The 12,961-nt window shown below is 70.5% G+C and carries 13 protein-coding genes; 3 read left to right on the top strand and 10 right to left on the bottom strand.

Annotation, left to right across the window (positions count from 1 at the left end; translation table 11 throughout):
* Positions 1-5: 5 nt before the first annotated feature.
* Genes AB0C12_RS23510 through AB0C12_RS23500 form a run of 3 tightly spaced genes read right to left on the bottom strand, consistent with a single transcriptional unit; the run spans position 6 to position 2,191 of the window.
* Positions 6-665, bottom strand: coding sequence for a tetratricopeptide repeat protein (locus AB0C12_RS23510; RefSeq protein ID WP_360551236.1), 660 nt, complete (start codon positions 663-665; stop codon positions 6-8).
* Entirely contained in the window at positions 641-1,591 is a 951-nt protein-coding gene (locus AB0C12_RS23505) for a cyclase family protein (RefSeq protein ID WP_360551234.1), read from the bottom strand. The genes AB0C12_RS23510 and AB0C12_RS23505 overlap by 25 nt, the downstream gene beginning before the upstream one ends.
* A 12-nt stretch (positions 1,592-1,603) precedes the next feature.
* Complete coding sequence (locus AB0C12_RS23500) at positions 1,604-2,191, bottom strand: TMEM165/GDT1 family protein (protein ID WP_360551232.1); 588 nt, start codon at positions 2,189-2,191, stop codon at positions 1,604-1,606.
* 273 nt (positions 2,192-2,464) lie between these two features.
* On the opposite strand from AB0C12_RS23500, the gene AB0C12_RS23495 reads away from it, so the two are divergent.
* Complete coding sequence (locus AB0C12_RS23495) at positions 2,465-3,382, top strand: NAD(+)/NADH kinase (protein ID WP_360551953.1); 918 nt, start codon at positions 2,465-2,467, stop codon at positions 3,380-3,382.
* Here the strand turns inward: AB0C12_RS23495 and AB0C12_RS23490 are convergent.
* Entirely contained in the window at positions 3,379-4,980 is a 1,602-nt protein-coding gene (locus AB0C12_RS23490; protein ID WP_360551230.1) for an alpha/beta hydrolase, read from the bottom strand. The genes AB0C12_RS23495 and AB0C12_RS23490 overlap by 4 nt on opposite strands.
* A gap of 97 nt (positions 4,981-5,077) precedes the next feature.
* Positions 5,078-6,307: an MFS transporter gene (locus tag AB0C12_RS23485; RefSeq protein WP_360551228.1), complete on the bottom strand. Its 1,230-nt coding sequence runs from the start codon at positions 6,305-6,307 to the stop codon at positions 5,078-5,080.
* Positions 6,308-6,387: 80 nt separating this feature from the next.
* Between AB0C12_RS23485 and AB0C12_RS23480 the strand changes: the two genes are divergently transcribed.
* Positions 6,388-6,978 (top strand): TetR/AcrR family transcriptional regulator, encoded by a 591-nt coding sequence (locus tag AB0C12_RS23480; protein ID WP_360551226.1) that lies wholly within the window; start codon positions 6,388-6,390, stop codon positions 6,976-6,978.
* 87 nt (positions 6,979-7,065) lie between these two features.
* Positions 7,066-7,569 carry a hypothetical protein gene (locus AB0C12_RS23475; RefSeq protein ID WP_360551224.1) on the top strand — a complete coding sequence of 168 codons (504 nt, stop codon included), beginning with the start codon at positions 7,066-7,068 and terminating at the stop codon, positions 7,567-7,569.
* Between the two features lie 53 nt (positions 7,570-7,622).
* Here the strand turns inward: AB0C12_RS23475 and AB0C12_RS23470 are convergent, their stop codons facing one another.
* The 5 genes from AB0C12_RS23470 to AB0C12_RS23450 form a co-directional block, all read right to left on the bottom strand.
* Complete coding sequence (locus AB0C12_RS23470) at positions 7,623-8,612, bottom strand: zinc-dependent alcohol dehydrogenase family protein (RefSeq protein WP_360551222.1); 990 nt, start codon at positions 8,610-8,612, stop codon at positions 7,623-7,625.
* Entirely contained in the window at positions 8,609-9,442 is an 834-nt protein-coding gene (locus AB0C12_RS23465; protein WP_360551220.1) for a carbohydrate ABC transporter permease, read from the bottom strand. The genes AB0C12_RS23470 and AB0C12_RS23465 overlap by 4 nt, the downstream gene beginning before the upstream one ends.
* Entirely contained in the window at positions 9,439-10,368 is a 930-nt protein-coding gene (locus AB0C12_RS23460; RefSeq protein WP_360551218.1) for a sugar ABC transporter permease, read from the bottom strand. The genes AB0C12_RS23465 and AB0C12_RS23460 overlap by 4 nt, the downstream gene beginning before the upstream one ends.
* A gap of 54 nt (positions 10,369-10,422) precedes the next feature.
* Positions 10,423-11,784 (bottom strand): sugar ABC transporter substrate-binding protein, encoded by a 1,362-nt coding sequence (locus AB0C12_RS23455; protein ID WP_360551216.1) that lies wholly within the window; start codon positions 11,782-11,784, stop codon positions 10,423-10,425.
* A gap of 84 nt (positions 11,785-11,868) precedes the next feature.
* The gene (locus AB0C12_RS23450) at positions 11,869-12,630 is read right to left on the bottom strand and encodes a DeoR/GlpR family DNA-binding transcription regulator (RefSeq protein WP_360551214.1); all 762 of its coding nucleotides are present in this window, start codon (positions 12,628-12,630) and stop codon (positions 11,869-11,871) included.
* Positions 12,631-12,961 lie beyond the last annotated feature (331 nt).

Below are 12,961 nucleotides of genomic sequence, written 5' to 3'. Positions count from 1 at the left end.
CACCGTCAGGGCTGTTCTGAGCGGTTTCCGGGAAACCCACCCAGCAGGAGCACTGCCGCCAGCACCAGGCAGGCCACCGCGGCCGCGGTCGCCTGACGCACCAGCAGCACGGTTCCGACCAGCACCATAACCAGCGCGGGGACCAGCATGGCGCGGTTGCCGGATCTGGCCCGGGCTTTTCGCGGGGCCGGCGCCTCCAGTCCGGCGAGCTGTTTCTTCGCCGCCGCGTGCCGCGGATCCAGCTCCAGCACCGCGAGCAGCGTGCGCCGCGCCTGGTGGCGGTGGCCGAGCCCGGCCTGCGCGGCGGCGAGGATGAGCAGCCGGTCCGGGCTGCCCGGCTCGAGTGTGGCGGCGGTCCGGACGGCCTCCTCGGCGTCCGCGAACCGCCCGGCGCCGAGCAGCACGCGGGCCAGCCGGTCGTAGCCGGCGGCTCGGCGCGGATCGGCGTGCACGGCCCGCCCGGCGAGACGTATCGCCTCGTCGTGCCGGCCGGCCGCGGTGAGATCGGCACAGAGGGCGTCGGCCGCGGTGGCGTCCGCGGGGAGGACGTCGGCCGCGGTGGCGTCCGCGGGGCGGTCGGCGCAGCGGGCGTCGGGGGCGGTGTCGTCGTGCGCGCCGAGCGGGGCGTCCGGGTCGGGGGTCACCCGCCTGACGTCGGCAGCCACCCTCCGGACCTGAGGTGGTCGTGCGGCTCGATGGCCGGCACCGACGCGTACGCCCGGACCGGGAACGTGCCGAACGCAGACACCCGGGGTGGTGCGGCCGTGAACCGGGCACCGGTCGGCGGCAGGTCCCCGAGCCCGGTGAGGTGCTCGACGATCGGGATGCCGGCGGCCAGCAGCAGCGTGTGCGCGGGTCGTTCGCCACTCGGGGTCATGGCGTCGATGTTCGCCGCGTCGATGCCGACCAGCGCCGCGCCGTGGTCGACCAGCCACTGCGCCCCGGCCTCGCCGAGGTGGGGCGCGTCGATGACGTACTCCGGGGTGGCCCAGTGGGCGTCGCCGCCGGTGTGCAGCAGCACCGCCCGGCCCGCGACCTCCAGGCCCTCCAGCGCTTCGACGCCGACCGTGCGGACCCCGCTGCCCGCGGTGCGCACGACGACCGCCGGCAGGTCGGCCAGCCGTTCCAGGGGCAGCCCGGCCAGGTCGGTGCCGTCCGGGTAGCGGTGGAACGGGCTGTCCAGGTACGTGCCCGTGTTGCCGACCATGGTGATCAGGTCGATGGCGAACTCGGTGCCCGGCGCGTACACGTCGCGGGAGGCCTCGCGGGTCAGGTGCGGGGTGAACGTCGGGGCCGGCAGGCCGGGCAGGGTGACCAGGCCCTCGGCGATGACGTGGCTCAGCTCGACCCAGCGCCGGGCCGGGTCCGCCGGGCCGGCCGGGGTGCCCAGGTGCGGCTCGGCGAAGATCCGGACATTGCGCAGCTCGACCCGTTCCACGTCGCGCAGCCGGCACGCCGCCACGAAGAGCGCGCCGATCTGCGCCTCGGTGGCGTCGGCGTGCGGCACGTCGACCTTGAAACTCTGCGCGTGCAGGCCCCCGCCGGTGCTGAACATGACGGTGGCGTCGAACTCGGCCCGGTACTGCAGCACGGCGTCCCCTTGCTAGTTGAGCTCGATGAGGGCTTCCACGAGCAGCCAGATGCCGAAGATAGCGAAGAGCGCCGCGGCGCCGTACTTGATGACCTTCTCTGGCAGGTGCCGGCCGAGCAGCCGGCCGACCAGGATGGCCAGCGCGTCGGCGGCGACCATGCCCAGCGTGGAGCCGAGCCAGGTGCCGAACCAGCCGTGCTGGGTGGCCAGCGTGATGGTGGCGAGCATCGTCTTGTCGCCCAGTTCGGCCAGGAAGAACGCGCCGCCGACGGCCAGGATCGCCGAGCCGGTCGAGCGCTCGGCCTTGGTCTTCTCCTCGTCGGTGAGCTTGTCGCCGCGCAGCGTCCACGCGCCGAACGCGAGGAAGGCGATGCCCGCGACCAGGGAGATCCAGCCGGTCGGCAGGGTGGCGCCGAGGCCGTAGCCGATGCCGACGGAGACGGCGTGCACCACGGCGGTGGCCACGGTGATGCCGATCAGCACCGGCACGGGTTTGAAGCGGGTGGCGAACGTGAGCGCCATGAGCTGCGATTTGTCGCCCAGCTCGGCGACGAAGATGACCGCGAAGCTGAGCGCGGTGGCGACGAGGAACCCGTCCATGAGAACTCCCGGTGGGTAGCGGACCGGGGTTCGGGCGCAGGGCGACCTCGACCCGGCCGTGAAGAAACGCGGCCAAGTCGAAGGTCTCGCTCGCCTCACGGATCCGGAACTGCAGATCCGAGGGTGTGAATCCGAGGCTGTGTGGCCGGGCTCTCGAACCGCAGAGCCAGTATGTCGACCACGACATTGGGAGCTACTCCCCTTCGCGCCCCGAAGCCTACCGGGCGTGGCGGTGGATCTGACTAGGGTTGGCCTGTGAGCCTGGAAACAGCGGTGGACACGGTCGGTCTGGTCCTGCACCCCACCAAGCCGGTCGCCGATTCGGTGGCCACGCTGGCGGCCTGGGCGCGTACCCATCGGGGCCGGGTGCTGGCCCGTACGGCCGACGCGGGCCGGGTGCCCGCGGACGTCGAGACCGTTCCGGAGCAGGAGTTCCTCCAGCGGGTCGGTGGCCTGGTGGCGCTGGGCGGCGACGGCACGATGCTGGGCGCGATGCGGCTGGTGGCCGAACGGCCGGTGCCCGTGCTCGGGGTCAACCACGGCAACCTGGGTTTCCTGGTCGAGGTGACCCCGGCGACGCTGGGCGAGGCGTTGGAGCAGCTGCACCGCGGGGACTTCACGGTCGAGTCGCACGGCTGCCTGGTGGCCGACGCCGGCCCGGTCCCCCTGACCAACCGCTACGGCTTCAACGACGTGGTGCTGGCCCGGCTCGGTCGCACCGGCGCGGTCTCGGTGGACCTGACGGTCAACGGCCGGCAGTACGGCTACTACCGGTGCGACGGCGTGGTCATCTCGACGCCGAACGGCTCGACGGCGTACAACTACGCGGCCGGCGGCCCGGTGCTGTCCCCCTCGGCCGCCGCCGTGGTGATCACCCCGGTCGCGCCGATGGCGGGCATCGGCCGGTCGGTGGTGCTGGGCGCGGGTGACCGGGTGGCGCTGACCGTGGCCGCCGACAGTGCGCCGGTCGCGGTGGACGTCGACGGTACGGCGGCCGGCGAGCTCACCGGCGGCGACGTCCTGGCGGCCGGGTTGCGGGAGAAGGCCGCCGAGGTGGTCCGCCTGTCCCCCGACCGGCACCAGAACCGCAGCCAGGTCAAGCTGAGCCTGCTGGACCTGCCGTTGCGCCGGGACCAGCTGCTGGAGCTGATCCCGGCCGAGCTGCGGCACAAGGTCGTGCCGGAGGACTAACGGATGAGCTTCTGCAGTTCCAGCCGGGTCCGCACAGCCGCGCTCTCGGTGCGCTCCGTCGTGGTCGTGGCCGCTGCCGGTGTCGGGTCCGGCGGCGCGATGGGCTTGCACTGCTTGTCCGACCGGTCCGCCTTGACCCGCCGGGGCAGGGCGCCCGTCGCGAGGTAGTCGGCGACCGCGTGGTCCACGCACCGATTGCCGAAGAGTGAGCCCGCGTGGGTCGTGCCGCCGACGCCCTCGATCAGCGCCGAGCGCGGGAAGCGCTTGCGGACCTCGAGGCTGCCCGAGAACGGGGTGGCCGCGTCCAGCGTCTCGCTGATCAGCAGGAGCGGCGGGGCCTTGCTCCCGTCGACCGCGACCGGCTGGCCGGGCTCGCCGGCCCAGTCCCGGCAGGGCGCGTTGTACCAGGCATTGCCCCAGGTCTCGAAGGGCGCGCGCCGGTGCACCCGCCAGTTGTCGGTCTGCCAGCGCTGCCAGGACGCCAGCCACCGGGCGTCGGTGCACTGCACCCCGAGGTAGATCGCGTAGCCGTTGTCGGAGCCGGGCTCCTGGGTGTTGTTGTCGTCGTAGAGCTTGCGCAGCTCCGCCGGATCGTCGTCGTTGACCCAGCTCGCGAACGCCGACGCGACCGTCTCCCAGCCGAAGACGTAGTACCCGGCCTGGAGGAAGACATCGGTCAGCTCGTCCGGGCCGAGCACCCCACCGGCCGGCTTGCGGGCCAGCTTCGCCTGCTCGGCGTAGAACAGCTTCTCGACCTTCCGGGCGCTCCGACCGAGGTGGTAGACGTCGTCGTGGTCGGCCAGCCAGCGGAAGTAGATCTTTATGTTGCGGTCGAACGCGAGGTCCTGGTCGAGGTTGGCGTCGTACCAGACCCGGCCGGGGTCGACGTTGCCGTCGAGCACCATCCGGCGGACCCGGTCGGGGTGGCGGGTGGCGTACACCTGACCGAGGTATGTGCCGTACGAGAAGCCGTAGAAATTGATCTGCTCCACGCCCAGCGCGATCCGCAGCCGTTCCAGGTCCCGCACGGTGTCGGTGGTCCTCAGGTGGTCGAGCAACGCGCCACCGTTCCGGGCACAGGCCGCGGCGTAGCCCTTGGCCCGGGCCAGCCAGGCCTTCTCGATCGCGCGGGTGCTGGGCACGTACGGCGGCCGGTTGTAGCCGGCGTACTTCGGATCGCAGGTCAGCGCCGGCTTGCTGGCCCCGACGCCGCGCGGGTCGAAACCGATCCAGTCGTACGCTGCGCCGGCCTGGTCCGGCACCAGGTCACCGAGCACCGGCAGCGGCAGTCCGGAGCCGCCGGGACCACCGGGGTTCACCAGCATGACGCCCTGGTAGTCGCGGTCCGGGACCGAGTGCTTGATCCGGGAGACGGCGAGCTGAATCTTGCGGCCGGCGGGCGCCGCGTGGTCCAGCGGGACGGCCAGGAAGCCGCACTCCGCCTTGCGCGTCTTGAGGGCGGCGTTCTCGCACTCGCCCCAGGTGATCGTGGGGTACCCGGGAGCGCCACGCGGCGGCTCCGCGTGCGCGCCGGACGCGACGGCCGCGCCGCCCAGTGCCAGCGCGAACGTGGCGGCAGTCGCCAGAAGTCTTGTCATGCCCAGCCCTTCGTGTGGTTTCGCCCCATATGCTCCGGCGCGAACGACTGTTCAACAGCCGTCCACGCCGGGGGGTTACCACGAAAGAGCCGGTCGCTCAGGCCCGCCGCACCCGCTGAGCAGCCAGCGCGGCCAGCCCCAGCGCGACCACCACCAGCCCGTAGACCACCGTGGTGGGGTGCAGGCCGGCGGAGGTGGCGGCGAGCCCGGCGATCACCGCCGGCAGGCTGAAGGCGACGTACGCGATGGTCAGCGCGACCGCGAACAGCTCGCCGCGCTCGTGCGGAGCGGCCAGCAGGGCGAGGGTGCCGAAGCTCGCCAGCGCGGAGGCGCCGAAGCCGATCCCGGCCAGCGCCGTGCCGACCGCGCCGAACACCACGTTGCCGGTCTGCACGCCGACCAGGGTCACCGCGGTGCCCACGGTGAGCAGGGCTCCGGCGATGGTGAGCACCCGCGGCGTCGGCCAGGTCCGCAGCGCGAACGCGGTCACCGCGCCGGTGCCGCAGAGCAGGGTCACGACCAGGCCGCCGATCAGGTGGTTGGCCAGCCCGAAGACGCCGACCGCGACGGACGGGCCGAGCGAGAGGTAGAGACCACCCAGGGCCCAGCTCGCCACGATGATCGGCACGAGAGCGAACACCGCGCCGCGCAGCCGGGCCGGCACGCCGAGCCGGGGGATCAGGGACGCGACACCACCGGGACGCCGGCCGGAGGTCTCCGGCATCACCAGCACGACCAGAGCGGCGACGGCCATCCCGGCGAGCAGCAGGGCGTAGACGAAGTGGGTGGGGCCGGGAGCGAACTGCACCAGCGCGCCGGTGCCGAGGGAGCCGATCGCCAGGCCGGCCGGCGGCACCACGCTGTTGACCAGCCCGGCCCGGCCGGGCGCGTGCGGCGGATTGAGATCGACCAGGGCGGCGCCGAGGGTGGTGAGGGCGGCGCCGGTCGCGATGCCCTGCAGGAAGCGGGCGGCGAGCAGCACCGGGACGTCACCGGCGGCGAGGAAGAGAACGAGGGCGACGATCTCCAGGCCGATCGCGGCGGCGAGCACCGGCGGGCGGCCGACGTGGTCGGACAGGGCGCCGAGCACCAGCAGGGCGCCGATCAGGCCGACGACGTAGACGGCGAAGACGACGGTCAGCGTGACCGCCGAGAAGCCCCACAGCTGCTGGTAGACCACGTAGAGCGGCGACGGCGCGCTGGACGCGGCCGTGAAGGTCACGAAGATCGCCGCGATCGCGGCGAAGGCCACCGGACGGGACAGGCGTTTGCGGCGGACGGCCGGATCACCGGTACGGGCGGTCGTGCGGTTAGCGGTGGTGGTCATGGCACTTCCTCGCCTTCCGAACAGACAGGTCTGTCTGACGTTCCCGACACTAGACAGATCTGTCTGCTATCGTCAATCGCATGTCCGCTGCGTCACCCCCGAACCCCGTCGCCCCCCGGCCGTCCGCCCGTGACCGGCTCCTCGCCGCCGCCGACGAGCTCTTCTACGCGCAGGGCGTGCACACGGTCGGCATCGACCGGGTCATCGAGCATGCCGGCGTCGCCAAGGCCACGCTGTACAGCGCGTTCGGCAGTAAGGACGGGCTGATCCGGGCCTACCTGGAGGACCGGCACCGGCGCCGCAGGGCACGCATCCTGACTGCGTTGGAACGCTTCGACACCCCGCGCGACCGTCTGCTGGGCGTCTTCGACGTCCTGGCCGAGCTGGCCGCCTCGCCGTCGTTCCGCGGGTGCCCCTTCTACAACGCCAGCGCGGAGTCGCCGCCGGACGGGGTGGTCCAGCAGGTGTGCGACGAGAACCGCGCCTGGACCCGTGGGCTGTTCACCGACCTGGCCCGCGAGGCCGGCGCCCGGGACCCCGAGGCGCTGGCCGCACAGCTGGTCGTCCTCTACGACGGCACCTCGGTCGGCGCCCGGATGGACCGCTCGGCCGCGGCGGCCACCGCGGCCCGCGCGGTGGCGGCCGCTCTGCTGGACGCCGCCACGGCCTGACGAGCCACCCGTACGCGCGGGGCCGGAATGCACCGTGCACTATGACCGGAATGTAACGATGCGGTGATGGACTGGCTCCATCCCCTCATGGGGACCACCACCGTGGACGGCCGGGCACCACAGGCGTACATGGTCGCGTTGCAGCACGTCGTGATGACTCTCGACGGCGACCCGGCCTGGCAACGCTGGTGGGACGCGGCGGGCGTACCGGAGTGCGAGCTCGGGATCGTCGCCGAGGGCCCACTCGACCACCTGCGGCCCAGCGCCGACATCTGCAAGGTCAGCGGCAAGCTGCGGGCCAACTTCACCTGTGCCGCTCCGGCGCCCGGCAGCCGGCGTCCGGCGGAACTGTTCCCGCTGGCGGTGCACGAGGTGACCGGCATGTTCGAGGTGATCCGCGAGGCGATGGGCCTGGGTGCGCTGCCGCCGGTGCCGCCGCTGCCCGACCTGCCGGAGCACGCCCGCGAGCTGGAGGTCACCTGCCGGGCCGTGGTGCCGGAGACCGGCGAGGTGGACGCGCAGGGCTATCTGACCCTCACCCAGATCCGGGAGTTCTTCGGCGACGAGGATCCACAGTCCGTCAGCCGGTGAGCTGCTCGCTGCTCACCGGCGGCCGGTGGGCGCGGTGGGGGCACCGCCTCTCGTCAGGGTTCGATGAGGATCTTCCGTCCCACCCCGGCCCGGAACTGGTCGAGCGCCTGCGCATAGCTGTCCAGCGGGAACCGGTGACTGACGAAGATCTCCGGCGCCAGCACCCCGGCCGCCATCAGCTCCCCGGCCCGGTCGAAGCTGTGCAGCACTGCCATCGAGCCGGTGATGGTGATCTCGCGCCGGTAGATCTCGTACGGCTCGATCTCCACCCGGGCGTCGTAGCCGGACACCCCGAACTGCAGGAACGTGCCGCCCCGGCCGACCCGGGCCAGCCCGTCGCGGATCGCCGGCGCCGCACCGGTGCAGTCGATCACGACGTCCCAGCCGCGCGGCGCGTCGAGCTCGTCGGCGCTGGTCACGGCCGCGCTGCAGCCGAGCCGCCGGGCCGTCTCCAGGCGCTCGGGATTGAGATCCACCATGGACACCGTGGCCGCGCCGGCCCGCTTGGCCAGCTCCAGCATCATCAGCCCCATCGTGCCGGAGCCGTAGATCAGGAACGTGTCGGCCATCCGGCGGGGCAGCACGTCGAAGCCGCGGACCGCGCAGGACAGCGGTTCGATCAGCGCGGCGTCCCGGGCGGCCAGGTGCGCCGGCAGCTTGAACAGGTTGGCCATCGGGGCGGCCACGAACTCGGCCGCACCACCGCTGCGGGTCACCCCGATCGCGTTCCAGTTCTCGCACTGGTTGCCCCGCGCCCGCTTGCAGTAGTAGCAGTAACCGCAGTACAGCGACGGGTCGACCGCGACCTGGTCGCCGACCGAGTACCCGGTGACCTGCGCGCCGAGCTCCACGATCTCGCCGGCGAACTCGTGACCCGGCACGATCGGGAAGGCCGGCGCGAACTCGCCGTCCATGATGTGCAGGTCGGTGCCGCAGATGCCGACCGCGGCCGGCCGGACCACCACGTCGTACGGGCCCGGGGTGGGATCCGGCACGGTCTGCACCGCGATCGTGCCGGGGGTGACGACGACGGCTGCCTTCACTTGACCGCTCCCATCGAGAGTCCACGGACCAGCTTGTTCTGCGCGACCCAGCCGGCCAGCAGCACCGGCAGCGAGAGCAGGACGGCGGCGGCGGACAGGTCGGCCAGGAACGGGCCCCGGCCGGAGATGAAGCCGAGCAGGAAGATCGGCGCCGTGCTGGCGTTCGTGTCGGTCAGGTTCACCGCCAGGAAGAACTCGTTCCAGGTGAAGATGAAGCAGATCAGCGCCGTGGCGGCCAGGCCGGGCGACACCATCGGCAGGATGATCCGCCGGATCGAGGTGATCAGGCCCGCGCCGTCGACCTCGCCGGCCTCCAGCACCTCCCGCGGCACCTCGAGCAGGAACGACCGCATCATCCAGATGGCCAGCGGCAGGTTCATCGAGGTGTAGAGAATGACCATCGTCCAGATGTTGTCCTTCATGCCGATCTTCACCGTCAGCAGGTACACCGGCAGTACGGCGGCGACCACCGGCATCATCTTGGTGGAGATGAAGAAGAACAACGCGTCGCTCCACTTGGCCACCGGGCGCAGGGACAACGCGTACGCCGCCGGGGTCGCCAGCATCACCACGATCAGCGTGGAGAACACGCTGGCCATCAGCGAGTTCAGCAGGAACGGCGTGATGTTGCTGTCGAACACGTTCGAGAAGTGCTCGAAGGTCGGCGTGAAGAACCACACGGGTGGGTTGGTGGTGACGTCCTTGGACTGCTTGAGGCTGGTCAGCAGCATCCAGATGACCGGGAAGACGAAGATGATCCCGGCGACCCAGGCCACCACGCCCCAGGCCGCGTTCTGGACCCGGCGCCCACCGGCGGTAGTGGTGCTCATCGGCCCTCCTCCACCTTGAACAGACCCGAGATGACCCGCAGCGCGAACGTCGCCACGATGATCGTCAGGATGACCACGACGACGCCGGCCGCGGAGGCCTCGCCGTACTCGAACTTGCTGAAGATGGTCTGGTAGATCTCGTACGGCAGGTTGGTGGTCGCCGTGCCGGGACCGCCCTGGGTGATCGTGTAGATCGCGTCGAACGTGTTCACCAGGTAGATCGAGCCCAGCAGCGCGCCCAGCTCCAGGTACTGGCGCAGGTGCGGCAGGGTCATCCGGGTGAAGATGCGCCAGGCGCCGGCGCCGTCCATCCGGGCCGCCTCCAGCACGTCGTTGCTCTGCGACTGCAGACCGGCCAGCAGGATCAGCATCATGAAGGGCGTCCACTGCCACACCAGCGTGGTGATGATGGCGGTCTTGGGATACGACGTCGCCCAGGCGGTGCTGCCCCCGAAGATGCCGTTGATCAGGCCGTAGTCCGGGTTGTAGATGCCGTGCTTCCACAGCAGCGCGGCCGCCACCGGCATGATCAGGAACGGCGTGATGAGCATGGTCCGCACGATGGACCGGCCGAAGAACTTACGGTCGAGCAGGATGGCCAGGGCCAGGCCCAGGATCATCGAGAAGATCACCGCACCGGCGGTCAGCACCACCGTGTTGAGCAGCGCGGAGCGCAACCGGTTGTCGGTGAGCACGGTGACGTAGTTGTCGATGCCGACGAACTTCTTCGAACCCGGGCGCAGCGCGTTCCAGCTGAGCGTGGAGAAGTAGATCGTGACCAGGAACGGGACCTGGGTCACGATGATGGCGAAGATCAGTGCGGGCAGCAGGGGCGCCCGCCGTACCCAGCGCTCCTTGGCGCCTCCGCGGGAGACGGGCGGCGGGGCCTCGGTCTGCGCGTCCGCCCGGGTGATGACGTCGGTCATTGCTAACCTTCCGGTCGGTGCGGGGGTGCCGTCACGACGGCACCCCCGCGGGCACTACTTGTAGTTCTTCGCCACTTCTTCGGCGAGTTTCTGTCCGTCGTTCAGTGCCGCGTCGACCGTCTTGCTCCCGGCCAGGGAGGCGCTGAGCTCCTGCGAGAGCTTGGTGCCGAGGTCCGCGAACTCGGGGATGCCGACGAACTGCACACCCAGCGCGGGCCGGGGCTGCAGACCCGGGTTGGTCGGGTTGGCGTTCTCGATCGAACCGAGCGTGATGTCCGCGAAGGCCTTGGCCGACTCCTTGTACTCCGGGATCGAGTACGTCGAGGTGCGCTTGCCGGACGGCACCCGCGACCAGCCGAGCTTCTCGCCGACCAGCTTCTCGTAGTCCTTGCTGGTCGCCCACGAGATGAACTTCCAGGCGTTGTCGGCCTTCTTGGTGGTCTTGGGCATCGCGAACGCCCAGGTCCACAGCCAGCCGGAGTACTCGGTCTTGTTGACCGGGGCGTACGCGTAACCGACCTTGCCGGCCACCTTGGACGAGTTCGGGTCCTCGAGCGTGCCGGCCGCGGACGTGGCGTCGTACCACATGGCTGCCTTGCCCTGACCGAACGTGTTCAGGCACTCGGTGAAGCCGGCCTGCGGTGCGCCGGCCTCGCCGTGCTGCTTGACCAGGTTGACGTAGAAGTTGGCGGCTTCCTTGAACTCGGGGGCGTTGACCTTCGGCGTCCAGTCCTTCTCGAACCAGGTGCCGCCGTACGTGTTGACGACCGTGGTCAGCGGGGCGAACATCTCGCCCCAGCCGGGCAGGCCGCGCAGGCAGATGCCGGCCACGCCCTTGCCCTTGTCGTCCAGCTTGGCGGCGAAGTCGGCGACCTGCGCCCAGGTCGGCTTCTCCGGCATCTTGAGGCCCTTGGCCTCGAACATGTCCTTGTTGTACATGAGGAACGACGACTCGCCGTAGAACGGCGCCGCGTACATCTTGCCGTCGTCGCCGGTCAGCGACTGCACCATCGGCTTGATCAGGTCGGCCTGGTCGTACGCCGAGTCGGCCGCCGCCTGCGTGGAGACCTCGTGCAGCCAGCCGTTCTTGGCCCAGATCGGCACCTCGTACGCGCCGACCGTCACGGCGTCGTACTGCCCGCCCTGGTTGGCGACGTCCTGGGTGACCTTGTCGCGCAGTTCGTTCTCGGGAAGGATCGTGAACTTCACCGTGACGCCGGACTGCTTGGTGAAGTTGTCGGCGGTCAGCTTCTGGATGTCCTCCATCTGCGGGTTGCCGACCATGAGCACGGTGATGGTGTTGTCGGCGGTGTCGCCACCGCCGGTGGAGCCGGCGCCGGAACACCCGGAGAGCACGAGGGCGCCCGCGGTCGCCCCCGCGATCAGCAGAGAGAGCTTCTTACCTGGTTTCTGCACAGCAGATCCTCCGTTTGCAGACATGCGCGAACCGTGCCGGCGATCGAAAAATGGCCGGCAGTCAAGTGCGAAAATGTTTTCCGGTCAGACCCGGATGACCTGGGGCCCGAGCCGGGAATAGCGGTGCGCCTCGGACGCCGGCAGCCCGGTGTCCGTGACCAGTGATTCGAAATCCGATATCTCGGCGAAGCGGCAGAACGTCCGCACACCGAACTTTGTGTGAATGCCGGCGAATATCCGTCGGCGGGCGGCCCGGACGGCGTGCGCCTTGACGTCGGCGACGGCCGGGTCCGGGGTGGTGAGACCCACCTCGCGGGAGATGCCGTTGGCGCCGACGAAGGCGAGATCGATGACGAAGCCGGCCAGCATGCCGCTGGCCCAGTGGTCGACCGTGGCCAGCGTGCGGCCCCGGACCCGGCCGCCGAGCAGCAGAACGGTCGCCGGGCTGGAGGTGGACAGCCAGGCCGCTGTGTTCAGCGAGGCGGTGACGACGGTGAGCGGCCGGTCGGTCGGCAGGGCCTCGGCGATGAGCTGCGGGGTGAACCCCTCGTCGATGAAGATGGTCTCCGCGTCCCCGAGCAGGCCGACCGCCGCGGCGGCGATCCGCCGCTTCTCGGGCACGCCCCGGGTGGTGCGCATGGCCAGATCGGTCTCGAATTTCGCGGTCTCCACCGGATACGCACCGCCATGCGTACGCCGCAGCAGTCCGTGCTTTTCGAGCAGGCGCAGATCGCGCCGAATGGTCTCGGCGGAAACTGTCAGTTCGGCAGCCAGTTTGGCGACGTCCACCTCACCCTGCCGGCGGGCCAGGGCGACGATCTGATGCTGTCTTTCTTCCGCGTTCACATTCCCACCTCCGGCCGCCCACCCAGGCATTCGCTCATCCGCGGCTGCCGTGGACCATTTGTAACACCGGGGAAACGTGTGGCCCCCATCACAGACCAGGCTGATTCGGTGTGTCTCTGCCCGCTTCGGTACTGCGGCTACCCGGTGGATATCATCCCATTCGCCAGCGAAAGCGGACGAAGGTCATGCCCGAATGATCGAAAATTCTGCCCGGTCGCTGCCCGGTGGTGTGAACTCGGTAGACCGGAACGGGCCCGAGCGGGCGTACGGGCACCGCGAAGCCCGCCGACGGGTTGTTACCGGAGCTTTATCAAGGTCGCTGTGTGGGAAC

Source organism: Actinoplanes sp. NPDC048967 (assembly GCF_040649415.1).
Lineage (GTDB): Bacteria > Actinomycetota > Actinomycetes > Mycobacteriales > Micromonosporaceae > Actinoplanes.
Note: the sequence above shows the minus strand (reverse complement) of the source record. Positions and strands in the feature narration are given on the sequence as shown.